This is a genomic window from Janibacter cremeus (assembly GCF_013409205.1).
In the GTDB taxonomy this organism is placed as follows: Bacteria; Actinomycetota; Actinomycetes; order Actinomycetales; family Dermatophilaceae; genus Janibacter; species Janibacter cremeus.
In genome coordinates this window covers 1,435,055-1,456,360 of the sequence record NZ_JACCAE010000001.1, presented here as the reverse complement: position 1 = coordinate 1,456,360, position 21,306 = coordinate 1,435,055, and the positions used below count along the sequence as shown (strand labels likewise).

General features: G+C 69.7%; 20 protein-coding genes, 1 tRNA gene and 1 riboswitch. Of the genes, 10 read left to right on the top strand and 11 right to left on the bottom strand.

Features of this window, described 5'->3' with window-relative positions:
- Nucleotides 1-14: 14 nt before the first annotated feature.
- The 4 genes from BJY20_RS06855 to BJY20_RS06840 all read right to left on the bottom strand — a co-directional run bounded on the left by BJY20_RS06855 (nt 15) and on the right by BJY20_RS06840 (nt 4,180).
- Nucleotides 15-1,679, bottom strand: coding sequence for an MDR family MFS transporter (locus tag BJY20_RS06855; RefSeq protein WP_185990840.1), 1,665 nt, complete (start codon nt 1,677-1,679; stop codon nt 15-17).
- Complete coding sequence (locus BJY20_RS06850; RefSeq protein WP_185990839.1) at nt 1,676-2,140, bottom strand: MarR family winged helix-turn-helix transcriptional regulator; 465 nt, start codon at nt 2,138-2,140, stop codon at nt 1,676-1,678. Before BJY20_RS06850 ends, BJY20_RS06855 begins: the two co-directional genes overlap by 4 nt.
- A gap of 257 nt (nt 2,141-2,397) precedes the next feature.
- Nucleotides 2,398-2,919 carry an RDD family protein gene (locus BJY20_RS06845; RefSeq protein WP_185990838.1) on the bottom strand — a complete coding sequence of 174 codons (522 nt, stop codon included), beginning with the start codon at nt 2,917-2,919 and terminating at the stop codon, nt 2,398-2,400.
- A 238-nt stretch (nt 2,920-3,157) separates the two neighbouring features.
- On the bottom strand, nt 3,158-4,180 hold the full coding sequence (locus BJY20_RS06840; protein WP_185990837.1) for an MsnO8 family LLM class oxidoreductase: 1,023 nt from the start codon (nt 4,178-4,180) through the stop codon (nt 3,158-3,160).
- A gap of 105 nt (nt 4,181-4,285) precedes the next feature.
- Between BJY20_RS06840 and BJY20_RS06835 the strand changes: the two genes are divergently transcribed.
- The 5 genes from BJY20_RS06835 (at nt 4,286) to BJY20_RS06815 (ending at nt 7,535) form a co-directional block, all read left to right on the top strand.
- Nucleotides 4,286-4,771 carry a MarR family winged helix-turn-helix transcriptional regulator gene (locus tag BJY20_RS06835; RefSeq protein ID WP_246297124.1) on the top strand — a complete coding sequence of 162 codons (486 nt, stop codon included), beginning with the start codon at nt 4,286-4,288 and terminating at the stop codon, nt 4,769-4,771.
- Nucleotides 4,768-5,262, top strand: a complete 495-nt coding sequence (locus BJY20_RS06830) for a flavin reductase family protein (RefSeq protein WP_185990835.1) — start codon at nt 4,768-4,770, stop codon at nt 5,260-5,262. The genes BJY20_RS06835 and BJY20_RS06830 overlap by 4 nt, the downstream gene beginning before the upstream one ends.
- Before the next feature lie 177 nt (nt 5,263-5,439).
- Nucleotides 5,440-5,512: transfer RNA gene (locus BJY20_RS06825), tRNA-Lys, on the top strand.
- Nucleotides 5,513-5,597: 85 nt separating this feature from the next.
- Entirely contained in the window at nt 5,598-6,800 is a 1,203-nt protein-coding gene (locus tag BJY20_RS06820; protein WP_185990834.1) for a MarP family serine protease, read from the top strand.
- Between the two features lie 60 nt (nt 6,801-6,860).
- A complete protein-coding gene (locus BJY20_RS06815) occupies nt 6,861-7,535 on the top strand; it encodes a histidine phosphatase family protein (RefSeq protein ID WP_185990833.1) in 675 nt (224 codons plus the stop codon).
- 38 nt (nt 7,536-7,573) lie between these two features.
- On the opposite strand, the gene BJY20_RS06810 is transcribed toward BJY20_RS06815, so the two are convergent.
- Nucleotides 7,574-9,289, bottom strand: coding sequence for a S8 family serine peptidase (locus BJY20_RS06810; RefSeq protein WP_185990832.1), 1,716 nt, complete (start codon nt 9,287-9,289; stop codon nt 7,574-7,576).
- A gap of 77 nt (nt 9,290-9,366) precedes the next feature.
- A riboswitch (cobalamin riboswitch) is annotated at nt 9,367-9,542 on the top strand.
- A gap of 43 nt (nt 9,543-9,585) precedes the next feature.
- Between BJY20_RS06810 and BJY20_RS06805 the strand changes: the two genes are divergently transcribed.
- The 5 genes from BJY20_RS06805 (at nt 9,586) to BJY20_RS06785 (ending at nt 13,703) form a co-directional block, all read left to right on the top strand.
- Nucleotides 9,586-10,422: a hypothetical protein gene (locus BJY20_RS06805; protein WP_185990831.1), complete on the top strand. Its 837-nt coding sequence runs from the start codon at nt 9,586-9,588 to the stop codon at nt 10,420-10,422.
- 55 nt (nt 10,423-10,477) lie between these two features.
- Nucleotides 10,478-11,203 carry an enoyl-CoA hydratase-related protein gene (locus tag BJY20_RS06800; RefSeq protein WP_185990830.1) on the top strand — a complete coding sequence of 242 codons (726 nt, stop codon included), beginning with the start codon at nt 10,478-10,480 and terminating at the stop codon, nt 11,201-11,203.
- A 3-nt stretch (nt 11,204-11,206) separates the two neighbouring features.
- Nucleotides 11,207-11,809, top strand: a complete 603-nt coding sequence (locus tag BJY20_RS06795) for a hypothetical protein (protein ID WP_185990829.1) — start codon at nt 11,207-11,209, stop codon at nt 11,807-11,809.
- A gap of 224 nt (nt 11,810-12,033) precedes the next feature.
- Complete coding sequence (locus BJY20_RS06790; protein ID WP_343062804.1) at nt 12,034-12,693, top strand: DUF47 domain-containing protein; 660 nt, start codon at nt 12,034-12,036, stop codon at nt 12,691-12,693.
- 5 nt (nt 12,694-12,698) lie between these two features.
- A complete protein-coding gene (locus BJY20_RS06785; protein ID WP_343062803.1) occupies nt 12,699-13,703 on the top strand; it encodes an inorganic phosphate transporter in 1,005 nt (334 codons plus the stop codon).
- An 86-nt stretch (nt 13,704-13,789) separates the two neighbouring features.
- Here the strand turns inward: BJY20_RS06785 and pstB are convergent, their stop codons facing one another.
- From pstB to BJY20_RS06755, 6 genes are all read right to left on the bottom strand, one after another.
- The gene (pstB, locus tag BJY20_RS06780) at nt 13,790-14,569 is read right to left on the bottom strand and encodes a phosphate ABC transporter ATP-binding protein PstB (protein ID WP_185990828.1); all 780 of its coding nucleotides are present in this window, start codon (nt 14,567-14,569) and stop codon (nt 13,790-13,792) included.
- Nucleotides 14,570-14,599: 30 nt separating this feature from the next.
- Nucleotides 14,600-15,694, bottom strand: a complete 1,095-nt coding sequence (pstA, locus tag BJY20_RS06775) for a phosphate ABC transporter permease PstA (RefSeq protein WP_185990827.1) — start codon at nt 15,692-15,694, stop codon at nt 14,600-14,602.
- A complete protein-coding gene (pstC, locus tag BJY20_RS06770) occupies nt 15,694-16,641 on the bottom strand; it encodes a phosphate ABC transporter permease subunit PstC (RefSeq protein WP_185990826.1) in 948 nt (315 codons plus the stop codon). Before pstC ends, pstA begins: the two co-directional genes overlap by 1 nt.
- Before the next feature lie 92 nt (nt 16,642-16,733).
- Nucleotides 16,734-17,846: a phosphate ABC transporter substrate-binding protein PstS gene (gene pstS / locus BJY20_RS06765; protein ID WP_343062802.1), complete on the bottom strand. Its 1,113-nt coding sequence runs from the start codon at nt 17,844-17,846 to the stop codon at nt 16,734-16,736.
- A 216-nt stretch (nt 17,847-18,062) separates the two neighbouring features.
- Nucleotides 18,063-19,022 carry an NUDIX domain-containing protein gene (locus BJY20_RS06760; RefSeq protein WP_185990825.1) on the bottom strand — a complete coding sequence of 320 codons (960 nt, stop codon included), beginning with the start codon at nt 19,020-19,022 and terminating at the stop codon, nt 18,063-18,065.
- A gap of 1 nt (nt 19,023) precedes the next feature.
- Nucleotides 19,024-21,306 carry an RNA degradosome polyphosphate kinase gene (locus tag BJY20_RS06755; protein WP_185990824.1) on the bottom strand — a complete coding sequence of 761 codons (2,283 nt, stop codon included), beginning with the start codon at nt 21,304-21,306 and terminating at the stop codon, nt 19,024-19,026.

The following is a 21,306-nucleotide window of genomic DNA, read 5'->3' as shown; positions in this document are numbered from 1 at the left end:
CGGCCCACGGACGCCTAGTGCATGGAGGCCGGACTCGAGGGAGCCTCGGGGTGCGTGCCCTCCGACGAGTCGTCCTGCGGTGCCGACGGACCACTCGTTGACGTGACGGCGGCGGCAGCCGTGGGTGCCGGTGAGGCGGTGCTCGGCCGCAGCGCAACCGTCGTGCGCAGGGGCGTGCCACGCACGAGGAGGACAGCGACGAGCGTGATGACGGCGACGGCCGTGGCGATGAGGAAGACGTGCCCGAAGGAGTCGGCATAGGCGTCCTGGACCACGGCCCGGATCGGTGCGGGTAGCGCGCCCAGGTCGAGGTCGGTCTCCCCGGAGTCGCCGCCCATGGCGTCCGCGGGGACTCCCATCCGCGTGAGTCGCTCGCTGATCTCGCTGCCGACCTGGTTGGTCAGCACCGCGCCGAGTGCCGAGACGCCGATGGCGCCGCCCAGTGAGCGGAAGAAGGCGATGCTCGCCGACGCCGCCCCGACGTCGGTGACATCGACCGTGTTCTGCACGGCCAGCACGATGTTCTGGATGAGGGTGCCCACGCCGATACCCATCGTCGCCATGGACAGGGCGACCCAGGTGTATCCGGTCGTGTGGTCGACCATCCCGAGCCCACCGAGTCCGATGACCATGAGGAAGCTGCCCACCACCATGATGGGCTTCCACCGGCCGGTGCGGCTGACGATCTGTCCACCGATCGCGGACGATGCGGTCTGGGTGATGATCATCGGCAGGATGAGCAGTCCGGCCTGGGTGGGGGAGTAGCCCTCGCCGAGTTGGAAGTACTGGGTGAGGAAGACGGCCGGACCGAACATCGCGACGCCGACGGCGATGCTGGCCACGATCATCAGGGTTGCGGTGTTGTTGCGCAGCAACCGGATCGGCACGATCGGCTCGGGGGCGCGCAGCTCGACCACCACGGTCAGCGCGACGGCGACGAGGAAGCTGGCGACGTATGCGCCCGACTCCCACGAGATCCAGGCGAAGGAGCTGCCGGCGAAGGTCACCCACAGCATGGGCAGGGCGGCAGCGATGGTGAGCAGGACGGCGCCCGCGTAGTCGATCGTCACCTTGCGGGCAGCGACGGTCGGCAGGTGCAGCTTGCTCTGGATGAGCACCAGGGCGACGACCGCCAGCGGTACGGAGACGAAGTAGGTCCAGCGCCATCCCAGCCCGTCGGTGATCACGCCACCGAGCAGTGGCCCCGAGACGGTGGCGATCCCCATCACGCCACCCATGTAGCCGGCGTACCGGCCGCGCTGGCGCGGGGCGATGATCGTGGCCATGATCGACTGGACCATTGCCATCAGGCCGCCCATGGCAATGCCCTGGAACGCACGTGCTCCCATCAGCGTGGCGATGTTCGTCGACAGGCCGGCGACGATGGACGCCGCGACGAAGAGGATGATCGAGATCTGGACGAGGAGCTTCTTGTTGAACAGGTCCGACATCTTGCCCCAGATGGCGGTGCTCACGGTCATGGTGAGCAGGCTGGCCGTGATCACCCAGGTGTACTGCCGCTGGGTGCCGTTGAGGTCGGCCATGATCGTCGGCAGGGCCGTGGAGACGATCGTGTTGGAGATCAGGGCGGTGAAGAGCGCCGCCAGCAGGCCGGTCATGACCTGCAGGACCTCCCGGTGCGGGAGCGCCTGAGGGTCGTCGTGGGTCATGGTGCTCATTCGGTGGTGTCGCTCCTGGTGTCGGCGTCGAGGACGGCGGTGAGCTCGTCGAGGTGGGCGTTCAGGCGGTGCAGGAGATCGAGTGCCTGATCGCTCTCCTGGGGAGTCCAGTCGCCGAGCACCTCGGCGAACCGGTCGGCCATGTGTCGTTCCCGGGTCGCGACGACGTCCCGGCCGCGATCGGTGAGGGAGATGAGGAAGGCGCGGGCATCGGTTTCATCGGCTCGCCGCTCGACCAGGCCGCGCTCCTGCAGGGCGTCGACCGTCCGGGAGGCGACCGACGCCGAGATCGACAGCTGCCGGGCCAGGTCTCCCAACCGGGCGTCGCTGTACTTCAGCCGTTGCAGCACCCCGGTCTTCGTGCCGGCCAATGTCTGCTGCTGGTTGCCGGCCACTCGGAAGACCCGGGCCATCGTGACCATCTCGAGCAGTAGTTCTCCGGCACGTTCACGGGCGACCATTCCAACTCCTTACTTGTGGCAAGCAAATAAATATACGTAGTTCTGTCCGTGAAGACAAGCGCGACCACCCCGCGGTGCTCCGCGGCACACACCAGGACTGGGGAGCCTCGACGAAGGATCGACCAAAGGACGTGAGAACTCCGCCCCGACGAGGTTCGTCGGGGCGGAGCTCGTGAAGTACATCAAGGCTCGGCCTGCCGCAGCAGGCCGAGCCTCGATCTCGCCAGGTGCAGGCGGGTCGTGCCCCTGCCGTCCGGTCAGCCGATCTTGACGACCCGGGTCCCGCCGGCGAGCTGGTCGTGCCAGGCCTGGCGCTTGGCGGTGTCGTTGTTGATGCCCATGGCGATCGTCACCAGGGCAGCGATCCATGCCACTGCCTGGATCAGCCAGCCGATGAGCGGGATGATCCCGATCAGGGAGATCGCCATCCAGATGTTGCGCTTGAGGGCCTCCTCCGTGGTGGGCAGTCCTGCATCGGGGCCCATGACGCGCAACTTCATCACCATCTTGCCCACGGTCTGACCGCGGCTGGACTCCAGGAAGGTGAAGTAGCCCAGCTGCAGGGCGACCAGGATCACGGAGGTCACGACGCCGACGATCCAGCTCGAACCCGTACCGACCGCCACGGCGACGCCGATGATCGCGGCGATGATCGCGTAGACGACTCCGACGATCACGAAGTCGATCAACTTGGCCACGAACCGGTCGAGCAGCTCGGCCGGCCGCTCCTGACTTTGGGTGGGTGGGAGGTTGGGGTCGGATGCGTAGGCGTCAGTCATGGTCTCTCCTTGCGGTCGCGTGGCGTCGGCCACCGCGGGCCATGCTGGGAACGGGTGGCAATTCTGGGCAGGATAGGTCATCGGGGCCGTTTCGTCACGGGTCCTGCAGCGGGCCCTCGCGGGGGGCACGTAGCGCCCCGCCGCCCCGGCCTGTGGAACGTGTGCGTGGCTTCCTCGGGCTTGCTTCGCTGAAGTCCCCACGGAGACCGACGAGTCCGGTGCGCCGCACGGCGCGGTGTCACACGAGGTCGAAGGCCTGCGCGAGGAGCTCATGGGAACGGCGGCGCGCAGTGGGGTCGGCGATCATGTCCTGGATCATGATCTCGTCGGCTCCGCTCTCGTGGGCCATCTGCTCAAGCGTCGCGCGGACATCGTCGGGCCCACCGGCAACGAACTTGGGCCACCGACCGTCCTCGATGGTGACAGGCTCGTCCTTCTCGGCCCGCGTCATCTCGGGGGCGACCTCGTCGGGGAGCGGGACCGTGACCGAGCCGGCTTCACGGCCGGCTCGGGCCAGGCGGGAGTAGTAGCCCTTCGGGGAGTTCGCCAGATGCAGACCCTCAGCGGTGGTGTCACCAACGGTGACGTTGACCGCAAGGATGGCCCGCGGCGAGTCCAGCCCAAAAGCCTGGGGTTGAAACGCCTCGCGGTAGTTGCGCAGGGCCGGCGCCGCCCCCGTTGGGTTGATAAAACCGGCGAAGGTGTAGCCGATGCCCAGTCCGGCGGCCAGGTTCGATCCGTTCGGGCTGGACCCGAGGAGCCATGTCTGCGGGACTTCGGGGACACTCGTCATCAACGGGTGGCCAGCGAATGCGTGATCGTCGGGGAAGGCCTCGTACAGCCAGGCCATCGTCTCCAGGATCTGTTGCTGGTGGTCGACCTGGGCCGGGTTCTGCCGGTTCTGCTGCAACGCCAGGTCGAGCGTGGGGCCAGCGGTGGCTCGGCCCATCCCCAGGTCGATGCGTCCGGGGGCCATCGCCTCCAGCTGCTTGAACATCTCGGCCACCTTGAACGGGCTGTAGTGGTTCATCAGCACGGCCCCTGAGCCCAGCCGGATGCTGGAGGTGACCATGGCCGCGGCGGCGATCAGCAGCTCGGGGTGGTGCGAGGCCCCGGACCGGCTGAGGTGGTGCTCGGCGAACCAGTAGCGGCCAAACCCCCAGTCCTCGGCGTGACGCGCGCTCTCCAGCGAGTCCGCCAGAGCATCCTTTTCGGTCGTGCCGGGCGCGACCGTCCCGAGATCGACGATGGACAGTTTCACGTGTGAGCGCTCCTCGACGTTGGTGGGGATGAATCGGTCGACCGTAGCAGATAGTTGGTTGGCCCCAACTTGTTTAACGCTCACCGCATGGCTACCGTGGCGACCATGGCCGACAGCGCGACATTCGATGAGCCTTCCCTGACGGACGATCTCGAGCGTTCGCTCGCGACGGTGGTGCGTCTCCTGTCCGATCGCGCCATGGCCGGGGATGTGGCGGAGCGTTGTGGCTACGACTTGCCACCTGCGTCGTGGGCGCTGTTGGAGTACCTCGACGCGCATGGGGCCCTGCGTGTTTCGGACATCGCAGCCTGCCACGGAGTGGACGTCTCCTCGGTCACGCCGCGACTCAAGCGGTTGGAGAGCGTCGGGCTGGTGAGCCGAGAGCGCGTTGCCACCGATGCGCGTGCGTTCCTGATCAGCATCACCGGCGAGGGGGCCCATGCTCTCGAGAGCGTCCATGCGGCGCGGCGCGAGACCCTCCACCAGGCGATGGATGGGATCGACCCGTCGCGCGTGGCCAGCGCCACCGACGTCCTGGGCCGGATCGCGAACCACCTGTCCCCCGCCCCACTGACCCCGGCTGACCGATGACCTTCAAGCACACCACAACGCAGGTCCTCACCCAACGCTTCCGGGACGTCATGGCCCAGATCCCAGCGGCGGTCGCCGTCGTCACGACAGATGCAGGCGACGGGCCCCACGGGACCACTGTCAGTTCATTCATGTCCCTCTCGATCGATCCGCCCACGATGTTGATCTCACTCGACAACGATTCCTCGCTGCTGGCCAAGCTCCAGCGGGGGGTGACCGTCGGAGTCAATGCGCTCACCGTCGATCAGGGGGTCCTTGCCTCACGCTTCGCAGGCCAACGCAAGGACGATGCACCCGTGGAGTGGGAGCACTCCGACGGCACCCCGCCCCGCCTCGCAGCCGCCCACGCTTGGCTGGCGCTGACCGTCACCGAACTGATTGTCGTGGGCGATCACACCCTCGTCATCGGCGCCGTCGACGCAGCCCACGCCACGGCCGACGCGCCGCTGATCTACTGGCAGCGAACCTATGGGACGCACACCGCGACGTGATCAGGCTGAGCGCCCGGCCTGCGATGTCAGCGCGTCGCGGCGTCTGCAGTCACGGTCACCTGGCTGCGCCGAAGGCGCGGCCGGGCCGGTCAGGCAGGTACTGTTTCCGCGGGATCGGGTCAGTCAGTTCTCCCCAAGGTTCTTCCCAAGGAAGTTCCCACTGAATTCCCCACCCCCGGGCCTCTAGCTCAATCGGTAGAGCTGCGGACTTTTAATCCGTAGGTTGTGGGTTCGAGTCCCACGGGGCCCACAGGGATCTCGTCCCCAGTGCCCGGACGTGCTGGCACGCCCGGGGCCCGACCGACGGACCCTGCCACCGTGCCCGAGGAGCAGCCATGACCGGAGCGCTCGCCCTGGACATCGCGCTGCTCCTGGCGCTCGCTGCCTACGCGGTCCGCATGTACCGCACCGGCCTCGTCGCCGGCGTCTTCTCCCTCATCGGGTTCCTCGCCGGCGGCTTGCTCGCGCTGTGGGGACTTCCCGGGGTCCTGACCCGGTCGGACCTGGCCGGCGGAGACCCCCTTCGCAGCGGTGTCCTGCTCGTCGTCGGCGTCCTCATCGCTGCGGCTCTCGGACAGGCGATCGGCGCGATGGTCGGCCTCCGAGTGCGCTCATGGGTGCGCTTTCGTCCAGCCCGGGTCCTTGACTCGTTCCTGGGCGCCGTCGCGGCCCTCCTCGTCGGCGCGACCGTCGTGTGGCTGGCTGCCTCGGCCGTCGTGGGTGCCTTCCCCGGCGCTGCCCAACCCGTGGCCGGGTCGCGGGTCATCCAGGTGATCGACCAGGCGATGCCGGCGCCCGCGGACAGAGTGCTCGGTGGCGTCTACCGGGCGTTGGGCACCGACGGGTTCCCACGGGTCTTCACCGGCGTGCGGCCCGAGGCGATCCGTCCGGTCGAGCCGCCGCCGGCGGGGGTGACGAAGGGGCCCGGCCTCGAGCAGGCCGCCGGCTCCGTGGTGCTGGTCAGCGGTACGGCGCCCGGCTGTGGCCGCGGGCAGACCGGCAGCGGGTGGGTGGGAGCACCCCACCGGGTCGTGACGAATGCCCACGTCGTGGCCGGCGTCGAGCAACCCTCGGTCCAGGTCGGCGGGACCGGCGAGACCTACCCGGCGACGACGGTCGCCTTCGACCCGCGGCGGGACGTCGCCGTGCTTGCCGTGCCCGACCTGGCGGCCCCGCCGCTGCCCACCGGTGAGCGGCAGTCGCACGGCGACGAGGTGGTGGTCGCCGGATTCCCCCTCGGTGGTCCCTACGACCTCGAGGCCGGCCGTGTCCGTGATCTCATCACCGCACGAGGCGCCGGCATCGACGGCACCCCCGGTGTCGATCGGCAGGTCTACGCGGTCAACACCCGCGTGGAGCACGGCAACTCCGGCGGGCCTCTGCTGTCACCCTCCGGTCAGGTCGTCGGTACGGTCTTCGCGAAGTCACAGACGCACCGGGACACGGGGTACGCCCTCACGCTCCAGGAGACCCGGCCGGTCCTCGACCGGGCAGCACGGGCCACCGATCCGGTGTCCACGGGGTCCTGCGCCGCATAGACACCTCTGCGCACGGGGACGCGACGGTGTCCTGCGCGGGGCGCGTGGCACGATCGATCCGTGCGACTCCTCCTCATCCGTCACGGCCAGACGCCCCACAACGTCACGGGAGCGCTCGACACCGCCTACCCGGGGGCCGGCCTGACCGGGCTGGGCCGCGTGCAGGCCCACGCCGTGCCCGACGTCCTGGCCGAACCGGTCTCGGGCGTCTACGCCTCCCCGCTCGTGCGCACCCAGTTGACGGCCGAGCCGCTCGCCCTCGCTCGCGGCGTCGACATCCGGGTGCGCGAGGGACTGCAGGAGATCTCCGCCGGCGCCCTGGAACTGCGCTCGGACGAGCAGTCCCGCCAGGCCTACATCGCTGCCCTCGTGCGGTGGATGCGCGGCGATCTCGATCATGTTCTCGGCGGCGGCGAGAGCGGACGTGTCTTCCTCACCCGCTACACCTCGGCGGTCGAGGCGATCACGAGCGAGCACGCCGACGGTGACACGGTCGCGCTCTTCAGCCACGGCGCGGCCATCCGCGTCTTCGCGACGGTGGCCGCGGGCCTGGCCCGGGACACGGCCGCGGACCTGAGCATCATGAACACCGGCATGGGTGTCCTCGAGGGCGACCCGCGGTCCGGTTGGCGGCTCGCCGGCTGGTCCAGCGAGCCGCTCGGTGGCCTCGACCTTCAGGACCCGGACGCGCAGGACGTCACCGGGGACAGCGCAGAGGACGTCCTCGACGACTGAGGCGAAGGGGGCGCCCCACCCCGGTTCAGGTCGTCCGGTCAGCGCACGGCCGCGGCCGCGTCGAGGATGCCGTCACCGAAGAAGCCGTTGCGCTCCGGGGGGCCGGTGCACACCGCGCTGGTGCCACCACCGTCCGCGTCGCTGCCCAACGACGGGCACTCGTGGTCGCGGGCGGTGCGGCGCAGGGTCTGCACGACCTCGTCCGGAGCCATCGTGCCGCCGTTCTCGCTGATGACCAGGGCGGCGGTGCCGCTGACGTGCGGAGCGGCCATCGACGTGCCCATCAGCCACGTGTACAGCCCGCACTGCCCATCCGGGTCGGCTTCTGTCTCGCCGATGCCCTCGGGGCAGCTGCGCACGATCCCCTCCTGCGAGCCGGACACGGTCACCCGCCCCTCGTCGTCGACGTCCCCCCGCGTCAGCAGCAGGTCTCGGGATGCCGTGGAGAGGATGGGCAGGCCGCTCTCGGGGCCGGCTCCGCCCGGTGCCGCGATCGCGACGTCGTCCGAGGCGGGGTCGGACGTGTAGTTGGAGAAGCCGCTGCGCGTGAGGTCCTCGTCGACCGAGGAGACGCCGACGACGTGCGGCCCGTCGAGGGGCAGCAGCCGGCAGTCCTCGTCGAGCGTCCGCTCGTGCGTCGTGTCGCCGAAGTTGGGGCTCGTGTTGTCGATGCCCGGGTCGGCGAGGTCTCGGGAGTTGTTGCCGGCTGCCGTGACGAGTGTGACGCCCTGCTCGTGGGCGAGGTCGAGGGCGCGGTGCATCAGCTCGATGGTCACGTCCTGCGCGGCGGCCTGGGCGGGCGAGTCCTCCGGGGCACCGCCGGGGCAGGAGTAGAGCCAGGGGTCGACGTAGAAGCTCATGTTGACCACGTCGAGCTCCTGCTCGGCCCCGGCGGTGATCGCGTTGGCGACCGGGCCGAGGAAGAAGTAGCCGGAGTCCTGGCCCGCGCGCAGGTCGACGATGCCGACCTGCGGTGCGACTCCCTGCACGCCGATGCCGTTGGCCGAGGCGGCGATGGTCCCCGCGACGTGGGTGCCGTGCCCGTTGTCGTCGCTGCCGACCGGGTCGATGCACCCGTCGCGCTCGCACGCACCGTCCAGTCCGGGCATGTCGGTGACGAAGGATCGCGAGCGCTCCCCGTCCACGCGGTCGACGAGGTCGGGGTGGCTCGAGTCGACGCCCGTGTCGATGACGCCGACGCGCACGTCCGGGTCCCCGGCCGTCACCGACCGTGCCTGGGCGGCGTTGATCTCGGACATGCCCCACAACCAGCCGTCGAAGGGGTCGCCACCCTCCGGTGGGGGCGGGGGTTGCAGCGTGCCGGTCGCGGGGGAGGTGTCCTCGGCGCTGGGGGTGGGTTCCTCCTCGGGGGACCACCCGACGCTCTGGTCGCTCGCGGCGTGCACCACCCCGTCGACGCCCTCGGCCGTGGTCCGCACGTCGTCGTCGGTGCTGCGCAGCGTCACCATGCCGATGCCACGATTGACCGAGGTCAGCGCGAGGCCGGCCTGCCTGAGGTCGTCGGCGACCCGGTCGCTGTCCTGCGGGTCCTCGACGAGGACGACCCAGTCGCGCCCCTCGGCCGGCTGGGCGAAGGTCTCGACCAGGTCCCCTTCCGGCGAGCCGGACGAGGCCGTGGCCGACGTCGATCCCGAGGGCGAAGGGGCGTCCTCACCGAGGAGGGAGCAGCCGGCGAGGGAGATGGCCAGTGTGGCGACGAGCGCGCCCACGGCGCGGGTGCGTCGTCCACGCATCTGTGCTGCCCCCTTCTTCCGAGCCGGTCCGGAGGCAGTCTACGGATGGATCCGTCGTGGCGGGTGGTGCCGCTGCTATGGTCCATATCTGAGTCAGACGCACACCAGTGCAAGGGAATCCGGTGCGAATCCGGAACTGTCGCGCAGCGGTGAGGGTGACTGACGGGGTATGAACCACTGGGCTGCCAGCCCGGGAAGGAGCCCCGTCGGGACGATCCCGAGTCCGAAAACCTGCTGGCTCGCTCGACATTCGTTCGGGCCTCGCGACTTGGGCCCCTGATGCATCTTGGAGCTGCGTGGACTCATCGTCCCTGCGCGCCGCCCACGTGGCGGACGCCTTTCATCTCTTGCGTGGCGCGCCGACCCGCGCGCCGCTGACGCTGACGCCTGACCTCGATCCACCGACCGGCCTCGTCGGCTGGCATCCGGTCACCAGGCTGACCGAGACCCCCTTCGTGTCCGACCTGGTTGCCGCCTACAGCGCCGGCCTGTCCACGCGTCATCTCGCCGTTGGTGGGGCGTGCGGGCTACAGCACTACGCCGGCCGCTTCGTCCTGGCCGCCATCGGCGCATGGGTGCAGACCTCGACGCTGCCGGACATGGACCACTGCGCCTGGCGGGTCAAGCTCGACGAGTCCGGACACACGTTGAGCGTCGCGCCCCCGGTCACCGGCGCCACCCACATCGGCACTGCGCAGGATGCCGCCAGCGCGATCATCACCGCTCACCTGGGGCCGATCGTGGCTGCGGTCCGGGAGGTATCCCGGATCACCGAACGCGTCGCCCACGGGTGCATCGCCGCCTCCTGCTCCAGCGCCTTCGCCGCACTGCACCGCAGGACCCCACCCGAGCGCCAGAGCGAGCTCGCGGACCTCGCGGACCGCTTCATGACGGCTGCGGCCTGGCGGACGGACCGCCCGCTCGTCGACCTGCGCGAGGTCGAGGTGGCCACCGGGCGCTCCCTGGTCCACGAACGGCACGTCTGCTGCCTGATCCGGCTCGGCCGCTCCCGCACCGCCTGCGGCACGTGCCCGGACATCGACCCGCAGGAGCGCCTGCGTCGGATCACCCACCAGGCCACCGCAGCGGCGCGGGGCAGCGACCTGCCCCTGGGGGTGCGCCATGTCCCATGACGGCGCCGCATCAGGGGCGTGCGCGTCCGGGGCGACGGTGGCTATGGTTCAGGGTGTGGGAGTCACGTACGAAGCATCCAACCGCCTGGCCCAACTCGTCCTCGACCGGCCCGAGGCCGGCAATGCGCTCGACCTCGACATGGCACGCGAGCTGCACGAGCAGGTCCGGCGCGCCCTGGCGGACCCCTACGTCGACATCCTGACGCTGACCGCCAACGGCTCCGACTTCTGCGTCGGGTCGGACACGAGCGAGGCCGAGCAGTCGGATGACCCGACGACCGCCGTCTTCGAGCTCGCCGCTGCGCTGGAGGAGCTCTTCACCCTCCTCAACTCCTCCGCCAAGCTCGTCCTCGTCGGCGTCCAGGGCCTCGCGGCCGGGTCCGGCCTCGGGCTCGTCCTCGCCGGGGACCTCGCCTTCTCCTCCGGCGACGCCTCCTTCCGCGTCCCGCCGAAGGGAGGGACCGGCGCCCCCGACCCGGGTCTGGCCTGGCTGCTGCCCCGGGCCATCGGCCAGCAGCGCGCGCTCTCCTTCGGTCTGGGGGGCCGCACGCTCGACGCGGCCACGGCAGACGGCTGGGGCATCGCCGAGCTCGCGCCGGACGGCGACGTGCCGGCGGCCCTGCGCGATGCCGCCGAGAACCTCGGCGGCAAGCACCTCTGGGCCAACTCCGAGATGCGCCGCCTGCTGCACGCCTCCTGGGAGACCTCGCGCACCGAGCTGTCGCAGTCCGAGGCGGTCACGCTCGTGCGCGCACTGCTCAACCGGCAGCAGCGGCGCTGAGCCGTGGGCGACCCCGGCCGGCCGCGGCGCCCCCTCCACTTCGGCCCGGACGCCATGGAGGCGTACGGCGGCACGCTCCCCGACCCCGCCGAGGCGGCCGAGGCCGCCCACGCGGCCGCGGTGACCGTCGTCGAGGCCGGGCGCTGCGGAGCCGACCCGGCGACGACCGACCGGCTCGTGCGCCTCGTCGACGAGCTGGGCATCGACACCCTGGCCCACCTGTGGTCCGACCGGCCGGCGCGCAGCCTGCCGGGCGCGCTGTGGCGGATGTACCTGCTGCGCGAGTGGGTCCAGCGCCAGCCGGTTGAGGCTGCCCGGGAGTATGGCTCCGGCATGACCGCCGCCCCCGTCAGCCACGTCATCGCCGGCGTCGTCGAGCCACCGGGCGTCGACGAGATGCGCCAGCTGTCCGACCGGATCCTCTCCGGGGTCTTCGACGGGGACCTGGCGATCGCCCTGGAGCGGGCCGCCGCCTTCTGCCGGGTGATCGCGACCGGCCGGGCGCACCTGGAGGACGGCAACGTCTCCGCCGCCTCGGCGATGATCGGAACCGCCGAGAACCTCGAGGCCAGTGCGCGGCTGTGGCGCAGCGGCCACCTGGACTGACGAACCTGCGGACGACGATCGCCGGGCCGCTGCGGAACAAACGTGACCTTGGTCGCCGTTAGGGTGGGTGAGTGCGCCGGGTCGCGGCAGCCCCGGGTCCCAAAAAACGCCGCTACGAGCGGCCGTGCGCCGTGAGGCGCTCCCGGCCCGGCGCACTCTTTGACCTGCGGTGAACTCCCGATGGCGAAGAAGTGGCCCGACGGTTCTAGGCTGGGCCCGACAGCGTGACCCTCCCCTGGACCTGGAGACAAGACCGAGTGGGCTTCTTCCGAGCAAAATCCCGAGATGACAGCTTCTACCAACTCCTCGCCGACAGCGCCCGCCACGCCGTGGCCGCGGCCGAGATGCTCACCCAGATGTTGGGGACGAGCGCCCAGGAGCGCGAGGAGTTGGCACCCCAGCTCAAGGACATCGAGCACGAGGCCGACGAGGCGACCCACGCGATCATCCACAAGGTGAACTCCAGCTTCGTCACCCCCTTCGACCACAGCGACATCGTGGAGCTGGCCGCTGCCCTCGACGACTGCACCGACCACATCGAGTCCGTCGGTCAGACCGTGGTCCTGTACCGGATGAACGGCCTCATGCCCGAGATCACCGCCCAGATGGAGGTCATCGTGCGGATGGCCGAGCTGACCGCCGAGGCCATGCCGCGGTTGGCGACGATGAAGGAACTCAAGGACTACTGGGTGGAGATCAACCGTCTGGAGAACGAAGGCGATGCGATCTACCGCGGCCTGCTCCGCGACCTCTTCGGCGGCGCCGTGAGTGACCCCATCGAGGTGATCAAGCACAAGGACATCATCGAGCGCCTTGAGATGGCTGCCGACGCCTTCGAGAACGTGGCCCACCGCGTCGAGGGCATCGCCATCAAGGAAGCCTGACCGACGTGGAGTGGATTCCGGTCGCCCTCGTCACCCTCCTGGCGATGGGCTTCAACTACACCAACGGCTTCCATGACGCGGCGAACGCGATTGCCACGTCAGTCTCCACCCGGGCGCTGACCCCGCGGGCCGCCCTGGCCATGGCCGCCGTGGCGAACCTCTTCGGTGCCTTCTTCGGGGCCAAGGTGGCCAAGACCGTCGGGCAGGGCATCATCGATGCGCCCGACGGGCAGCTCGGTCTCGTGCTCTGCGCGGCCGCCCTGATCGGGGCCATCGGGTGGAACCTGCTCACCTGGTGGCTCGGGCTGCCGTCCTCCTCATCGCACGCCCTCATCGGCGGCCTCGGTGGCGCGGCGCTGGCAGCGGGTGCCGGCGTGCAGTGGATGGGCATCTTCGACAAGGTCATCATCCCGATGCTGCTGTCGCCGATCGTCGGCATCATCGTCGGGTACCTCGTGATGCGCCTGATCCTCAGGCTCTTCCACAACGCCAACCCGGGGCGCACCAAGCGGGGCTTCCGCTATGCCCAGACCGCCTCGGCCGCCGCGATGGCCTTCGGCCACGGCATGCAGGACGCCGCCAAGACGGCCGGTGTCGTCGTACTCGCCCTGACTGTCGCCGGCTACCAGGACGGCGGTGACCAGAGCATCCCGCTGTGGGTTCTCGTGATGTCCGCCGTCGTGATCTCGATGGGCACCTACGCCGGTGGGTGGCGGATCATGCGCACCCTGGGACGCGGGATCATCCACCTCGACCCGCCGCAGGGATTCGCCGCCGAGGTCACCGCCGCTTCGATCCTCTACGTCGCGACGGCGCTGCGGGCACCGATCTCGACGACCCATGCCATCACCTCCGCGATCATGGGCGTCGGTTCGACGAAGTCACTCAAGGCCGTCCGGTGGGGCGTGGCCAAGAACATCGTTGGCGCCTGGATCTTCACCTTCCCCGGGGCGGGGCTCAGCGCCGCGATCTTCATGTGGATCCTCACGCCGATCTTCTTCGGCTTCTGACCCACGCTTGTCACGACGAACGGCCGGTGGACCCCTGCGGGTCCACCGGCCGTCGTCTTCCCCCGTCCCCCCGGGGGGAGCCTGACTCAGCCGAAGCGCCCCGAGATGTAGTCCTCGGTGGCCTTCTGGCCTGGGTTGTTGAAGATCCGCCCGGTGTCGTCGAACTCCACGAGCTGACCGGGCTTGCCGGTGCCCTCGATGTTGAAGAACCCGGTCCGGTCCGAGCAGCGGGCAGCCTGCTGCATGTTGTGCGTGACGATGACGATCGTGTAGCTCTCCTTCAGCTGCTCGATCAGGTCCTCGATCGCCAGCGTGGAGATCGGGTCGAGCGCTGAGCACGGCTCGTCCATGAGGACGACCTCCGGCTCCACGGCGATCGTGCGGGCGATGCACAGGCGCTGCTGCTGGCCGCCGGAGAGCCCGGATCCGGGCTTGTCGAGCCGGTCCTTGACCTCGTTCCACAGGTTGGCGCCGCGGAGGCTGGACTCGGCGAGGTCGTCGGCGTCCGAGCGCTTGATCCGCTTGTTGTTCAGCTTGACACCGGCAAGGACGTTCTCCCGGATGGACATCGTCGGGAAGGGGTTGGGCTTCTGGAAGACCATGCCGACCTTGCGGCGCACGAGCACCGGGTCGACCCCCTTCGCGTACATGTCCTCCCCGTCGAGGACCACCTGGCCCTCGACGCGGGCTCCCGGGATCACCTCGTGCATGCGGTTCAGGGCCCGCAGGAAGGTGGACTTGCCGCAGCCCGAGGGGCCGATGAGGGCGGTCACCGTGCGGGGCTCGATGGTGACCGAGACATCCTTCACGGCGAGGAAGTCGCTGTAGTAGATGTCGAGGTTCGTCACGTCGATGCGCTTGGACACGTCAGCTTTCCTTGATCTGGTCTGCTCGGGTCAGCGACCGGTCTTGGGGGCGAAGAACTTGGAGATGAGGCGGGCGATGATGTTCAGCGCCATGACGATCAGGATGAGCGTCAGGGCAGCAGCCCACATCCGCGCGAAGTACGGCTCCTTGGGGATGCCGGGCGTCGCGTAGCTGTAGTAGGCGAAGATCGGCAGTGTCTGCATGCGCCCGTCAAAGGGATTGAGGTTCATCGAGTCCGTCGTGCCGACGGTGACCAGCAACGGAGCCGTCTCACCGATGACGCGGGCGATCGCCAGGGTGACCCCCGTGGCGATGCCGGCGATCGCGGTCGGCAGGACGACCTTGACGACCGTCAGCCACTTCGGCACGCCGAGTGCGTAGCTGGCCTCGCGCAGCTCGTTGGGCACCAGGCGCAGCATCTCCTCGGTGCTGCGGACCACGACGGGGATCATCAGCACCGTCAGCGCGACCGCGCCGATGATGCCCATGCGTACGCCCGGACCGAAGAAGAGGGTGAACAGCGCGATCGCGAAGAGACCGGCGACGATCGAGGGGATGCCCGTCATGACGTCGACGAAGAAGGTCAGGGCCTTCGACAGCGCGTTCCTGTTGCTGTACTCCACGAGGTAGATCGCGGCGAAGATCCCGATCGGGACGGAGATCAGCGTGGTCAGGCCGGTGATGATCAGCGTGCCCATGATCGCGTGGTAGGCGCCGCCGCCCTCACCCATGACGCCGCGCATCGACCACGTGAAGAACTGGGCGTCGAAGCGCTCGAGGCCCATCGAGGTGACCTCCCACACGACCGACACCAGCGGCAGGAGGGCGATGAGGAACATCGTCGTGACGACCCCGGTGACCACCCGGTCAACGGCATGGCGGTGGCCCTCGACGAACCGGGAGATCGTGTAGATCCCGACGAGGTAGAGCACCGCGCTGACGGCCCCGGCGGCGATGGCATTCCATCCCCACGCCAGCGTCGTGATGAGGATGCCCAGGACGAGGGAGGCGGCGAGCACGGCCCAGCGGGTCGCGTCGGTCAACGTGGTGTGGCCACGGGTGCTGCCCGGTCGAGTGCCGGGGGCCCGGTCCGGTGCCGGGGCCCGGGTGTTGGTCGCGGTCATCAGTTGGCCCCCGAGAACTCGGAACGCCGGGAGACGATCCAGCGGGCGAACATGTTGACCAGAAGGGTGAGGAAGAACAGCACCAGACCGCTCGTGACGAGGGTGTTGACGTCCATGCCACTCGACTCCGGGAACTGCAGCGCGATGTCGCCGGCGATGGTGCCGGGATTGGCCGAGCTGGTGATCACCGGGGTGAAGCGGGCGGAGGCCGACAGGATGATGGCCACGGCCATCGTCTCGCCGAGCGCCCGGCCAAGACCGAGCATCGCACCGGAGATGATGCCGGACTTGGCGAAGGGGATGACCGCCTGCTGGATCATCTCCCACCGGGTGGCACCGAGGGCCAGCGAGGCCTCCTCGTGCAGGCGCGGCGCCTGGAGGAAGACCTCACGGTTCACGGCGGTCATGATCGGCAGGATCATGATGGCCAGGACCAGGCCGGTGACCAGGATCGACTTCGGGCTGGCGGGCCCACCGAAGAGTGGGATGAACCCGAGGTACTCGATCAACCCCTGCTGTGTCGGCATCATCCACGGGCCGAAGACGTAGAAGCCCCACAGGCCGAAGATGACCGAGGGCACGGCGGCGAGCAGGTCGATGACGTAGCCGAGCAGCGCCGCGAGCCGGCGGGGGGCGTAGTGCGAGATGAACAGCGCGATGCCGATCGCCAGCGGGGTGCCGACGATCAGGGCAATGGCCGAGGAGACGACCGTGCCGAAGAGCAGGGGGGCGATGTAGTGGACGAGGCCCTGCCCGCCACGCACCTCCTCGGGTGCGGCGGTGAGGGCGGGCATCGCCTGCCACAGCAGGAACGCTGCGACGAGGAAGAGCACGACGAGGATGGTCACGCCGGCCGACAGGGAGAGACCGGCGAAGATCGCGTCGCCGGGGCGTCTCCTGGTGCTGGTGAAACCGGTGTCGCCGGGAGCTTGGGGGACTGAGCTCACGAGTGGGACTCCTGGGTGAAGGGGGACGGGCACGGCTGCGGCGGTTCACGATCGCTAGGGGCGATCATGAACCGCCAATGGCCGTCAGTGCATCACTTGGCAGAGATCGCCTCGATGGCAGCGGTGGCCTTCTCCTGCGTGGCCGCGCTGATCGGGGCCGAACCGGCCGTCTTCGCGGAGGCCTGCTGGCCCTCGTCGCTGGTGACGTGGGTCAGCCACGCCTTGACGAGGTCGGCGGTCTCGGCGTCGTCGTACTGGGCGCAGGCCAGCTCGTAGGACGCCAGCACGATCGGGTAGGTACCCGCCTCGGTGGTGTTGCGCTCGATCTGCGTGGCGTGGTCGAACTCGCCGCGGCCCTCGACCTGGGAAGAGGCCTCGATGATCTTGGCGGCCGCCTCGGCGCTCGGGCCGACCCAGTCCTGGCCGACCTTGACCTTCGTGGCCGGGAGGTCACCGATCTGCGAGACGTCGGAGTAGCCGATGGCGCCATCAGTGGCCTCGACGGACTGGACCACGCCCGTGGTGCCCTTGGCGGCGGTGCCGCCGGACACCGGCCAGTCACCGGAGACCTCGTGCGGCCAGGCGTCGCCGGCGGCCACGGAGAGGTAGTCGACGAAGTTCTCGGTGGTGCCCGACTCGTCGGAGCGGTTGACGACCGTGACCGGCGTCGACGGCAGGTCCGCGTCGGGATTGTCCTTGGCGATGGCCCCGTCGTCCCAGGTCGTGATCTGCTGGTCGAAGATCTTGGCCAGCGTCTCGGGGGAGAGCTGCAGGTCCTGGATGCCCTTGACGTTGTAGGGCACGGCGATCGGTGAGATGTAGGCGGGGATCTCGATGAGGTTGCCCTCGCCGCCGCAGCGCTCCTGCGCCTTCGTCAGCTCACCGTCGCTGAGGTAGGCGTCCGAGCCGGCCCACGGCACGGCGCCGGAGACGAACTGCTCCCGGCCACCACCGGAGCCGACCGGGTCGTAGTTGACCGTGGCGTCAGGGTTGGCCCGCAGGAAGCCGTTCTTCCAGGCATCGACGGCGGCGGCCTGCGAGGAGGCGCCGGCGCCGGAGAGTGTCCCGGAGGCGCCCGGGCTGCCGTTGCCCGAGTCGGCGGTCGCCGCCGACTCGTTGGCTGCGCCACAGGCGGCGAGGCTCAGGGAGAGTGCCAGGGCAGCAGTCGCGGTCAGGCCCTTGCGGCTGCGGGTGGAACGAATCACGTCTGTCAGACCTCTCTGGAGGGATGGCCACGATGCACGACGGGTTCTCCCGCCGCGACCGCCGTGGTCGTACACGAGAAAAACTAGGCGGCGAGGGTGACCGGACGGACCCCCCTTGGTGAACAGCGGGTGAAGTGCACCTGCACACTGCGTGGTGCAGCCGGGCGACCGGCGTGACGGCGGTAGGGGTGGACGGGTCGTGACGGGTGGCTGCAGTCAGGCCCGGTCGCGGGGGTGGTGGCGCTCGACCGCGATGACCCGGGCGTCCTCGCCGGTGCCGATGACGTGTGCGAGCAGCACCTCCCCCTTCGCCATCCCGTGGTCGAGGACGTCCTCGGCCACGGAGCGGGCCACGAGCCCGGGGGCGAAGGTGGGGTCGACCCGCTGCAGGAGGCAGGCCACGAGGTCGGGCAGGACGGGACCGTGGCTGCAGACGGCGGCGGGGACACCGCGCTCGAGGAGCTGCTCGACGTGGTGACGGGCCTTGCCCGGGTGCTGCGTGTGGCCCTCCTCGGACAGTCCCGGCTTGGACCGCAGGCGGCCACCGCTGGCGGTCGCGTAGGGAGCGAGGGTGTCGTTGGCCCGGGTGGAGGGACTGGTGACCAGACGGCTGATGCCATAGGCGCCGAGCACGGGGACGAGGTCCTGTGCCTGCGCGCGACCCGCGTCGTCGAGGGGCCGCAGTGCGTCCTCGCGCTGCCACTTCGAGCGGGAGCGCGCCTTGGCGTGGCGCACGATCGCCAGCGGCCACGTCGACAGCGTCCCCCGGCGGTCGACGGCGACGAGCTCCTGGAGCTGGGCACGGTCGTGTGCGTAGCTGAGCCGGTCGGCAGCCACCTCGACCTCGAGCCAGACGACCTCGTCGACCTCGTGGACGAGCCCACCGTCCCCGCCGGTCACCTCTGCGGCCCAGTACCGCACTTCCTTCACGGCGGGAGTGCCGCGCTGGGCGATGGTGTACGTCGTCGTCGGCAGGGGGTGGCCCAGGCGCACGCGCAGACCGGTCTCCTCGAGGGTCTCGCGTGCGGCGGCAGCGGGGAAGGCCTCGCCGGGATCGAGCTTGCCCTTGGCCCAGGACCAGTCGTCGTAGCGGGGACGGTGGACGAGAGCGACCTCGAGGCGGCCCCGACGGCGTCGCCACGGCAGGGATCCCGCGGCCAGGACGGTCACTGCCACGTCAGCGCCGTGCCTTGCGGCGACGCTTGGCGTGCATCGCGATCAATGCCGCCTGGATGTCGGGGAGGGGCTGGCCGTCCTCCCCCTGGTGGATCCGGGTCCAGCGACCGTCGCCGGCAAGCGACCAGTGCGTGTAGTCGCCGGACATCGCCCGCTCGAGCAGGTCGTGGAGCTGCTCGACGTGGCGCGGGTCGACCACCTTGACCAGCGCCTCGACGCGTCGGTCGAGGTTGCGGTGCATCAGGTCGGCGCTGCCGATCCACGCCTCGCGGTCCTTGCCACGGCCGAAGAGGAAGATCCGGGAGTGCTCGAGGAAGCGTCCGAGCACGGAGTGCACGTGGATGTTCTCGCTCAGCCCGACGATGCCGGGACGGATGGTGCAGATGCCGCGGACCCAGATGTCGATGTGGACCCCGGCGCGGCCGGCACGGTAGAGGGCGTCGATGGTCGCCTCGTCGACGAGGGAGTTGACCTTGATGCCGACGTAGCCGTCCCCCGAGCGTTCCTGCCGCTCGACCTGCTTCCCGATACGCTCGAGCAGCCCGTCGCGGGCCGTGCGCGGCGCCACCAGCAGGCGCTTGTACTTCGTGCGCGGCGCGACGCCGGAGAGCTGGTTGAACAGCCGGGTGAGGTCCTGGCCGACCTCGGGGTCGGCGGTGAGCAACCCCAGGTCCTCGTAGAGGCGCGCGGTCTTGGGGTTGTAGTTGCCGGTACCGATGTGGCAGTAGCGCTGCAGCCCGTCGGCCTCCTGGCGCACGACGAGCGCGAGCTTGGCGTGCGTCTTCAGACCGACGGTGCCGTAGACGACGTGGACGCCCGCGTGCTCGAGCTTGCGGGCCCATCCGATGTTGTTCTGCTCGTCGAAGCGCGCCTTGATCTCGACGACCGCCAGGACCTGCTTGCCCGCCTCTGCCGCGTCGATGAGGGCATCGACGATCGGGCTGTCGCCGGAGGTGCGGTAGAGCGTCTGCTTGATCGCCAGGACGTACGGGTCGGCGGCCGCCTGCTCGATGAAGGCCTGCACGGAAGTGGAGAAGGAGTCGTAGGGGTGCTGCAACAGCACGTCCTGCCGGGCGATCCGGCCGAAGAGGTCGGCCGCCTTGGACGATTCCGCCGGGGCGAGGTCGGCGCTGGTGCCGGCGACGAAGGGGGCGAAGTGCAGGTCGGTCCGGTCGATGTCCGCGATCTCGTTCAGCCCCCGCAGATCGAGCGGACCCGGGAGCCGGTAGATCTCGTCCTCGGTCACCCCGATCTCGCGGCTGAGCAGCTCCATGACGTGGTCGTCCAGGTCGCGCTCGACCTCGAGGCGCACCGGCGGGCCGAAGCGGCGGCGGGTCAGCTCCTTCTCCAGCGCGGCCAGGAGGTTCTCGGCGTCGTCCTCCTCGACCTCGACGTCCTCGTTGCGGGTGACCCGGAAGGAGTAGTGCTCGTGGACCTCCATACCGGGGAAGAGCTCGTCGAGGTGGGCCGCGATGACGTCCTCGAGCGGGACGAAGCGGGCTTCGAAGAGGTCCGAGGTCACCGTCGCGCTCGCCCGCCGCACCTGCAGGAAACGCGGGAGCGAGGGCGGCATCTTGATCCTCGCGAAGTGCTCCTTGCCCGTCTTGGGGTTGATGAGGATCACGGCGAGGTTGAGCGAGAGCCCCGAGATGTAGGGGAAGGGGTGGGCCGGGTCGACGGCCAGCGGCGTGAGCACCGGGTAGATCCGGTTGAGGAACATCTCCTCGAGGCGTTCCTTCTCCACCTGCTCGATGGCGTCCCAGCGCACGATGCTGATGCCCTCGTCCTCCAGGGCCGGACGCACGCCCTCCTCGAAGATCCGGGTCTGCATCCCGGTGAGGTCGTGGGCGATCCGGGCGACCTGCTCCAGCACCTCGCGCGGCTCGAGGCCCGAGGAACTGCGCACCGCGATGCCGGTGGCGATGCGGCGCTTGAGTCCGGCGACCCGGACCATGAAGAACTCGTCGAGGTTGCTCGCGAAGATCGCGAGGAACCGGGCCCGTTCGAGCAGCGGGACGCTCTCGTCCGCAGCGAGCTGGAGCACCCGTTCGTTGAACTGCAGCCAGCTGATCTCGCGGTCGAGGAAGCGGTCACCCGGCAGGTCGTCGGCGTCCTCGTCCTGGGTGCCGGTGGTCCGCACGAAGCGCCCGTTGGCCGCGCGAGGGCGCAACTGTGCAGTCGCGGCCGGGGATGCCGACGAGATCGTCACGTCACCGGTGTGGGCGGTGCCGGGGCGGCGCTCGGTGTCCTCGTGCGAGGCCTGGGCGGCGGACCTGTCGGACAT

Bases quoted from the DNA above. Each gene is read 5' to 3' on its own strand.
- BJY20_RS06830 (WP_185990835.1), top strand. From the start codon at position 4,768: ATGACCTTCAAGCACACCACAACGCAGGTCCTCACCCAACGCTTCCGG.
- BJY20_RS06755 (WP_185990824.1), bottom strand. From the start codon at position 21,306: ATGTCCGACAGGTCCGCCGCCCAGGCCTCGCACGAGGACACCGAGCGC.
- BJY20_RS06845 (WP_185990838.1), bottom strand. From the start codon at position 2,919: ATGACTGACGCCTACGCATCCGACCCCAACCTCCCACCCACCCAAAGT.
- BJY20_RS06810 (WP_185990832.1), bottom strand. From the start codon at position 9,289: ATGCGTGGACGACGCACCCGCGCCGTGGGCGCGCTCGTCGCCACACTG.
- pstA (WP_185990827.1), bottom strand. From the start codon at position 15,694: ATGACCGCGACCAACACCCGGGCCCCGGCACCGGACCGGGCCCCCGGC.
- BJY20_RS06855 (WP_185990840.1), bottom strand. From the start codon at position 1,679: ATGAGCACCATGACCCACGACGACCCTCAGGCGCTCCCGCACCGGGAG.
- BJY20_RS06850 (WP_185990839.1), bottom strand. From the start codon at position 2,140: ATGGTCGCCCGTGAACGTGCCGGAGAACTACTGCTCGAGATGGTCACG.
- BJY20_RS06835 (WP_246297124.1), top strand. From the start codon at position 4,286: ATGGCCGACAGCGCGACATTCGATGAGCCTTCCCTGACGGACGATCTC.
- BJY20_RS06820 (WP_185990834.1), top strand. From the start codon at position 5,598: ATGACCGGAGCGCTCGCCCTGGACATCGCGCTGCTCCTGGCGCTCGCT.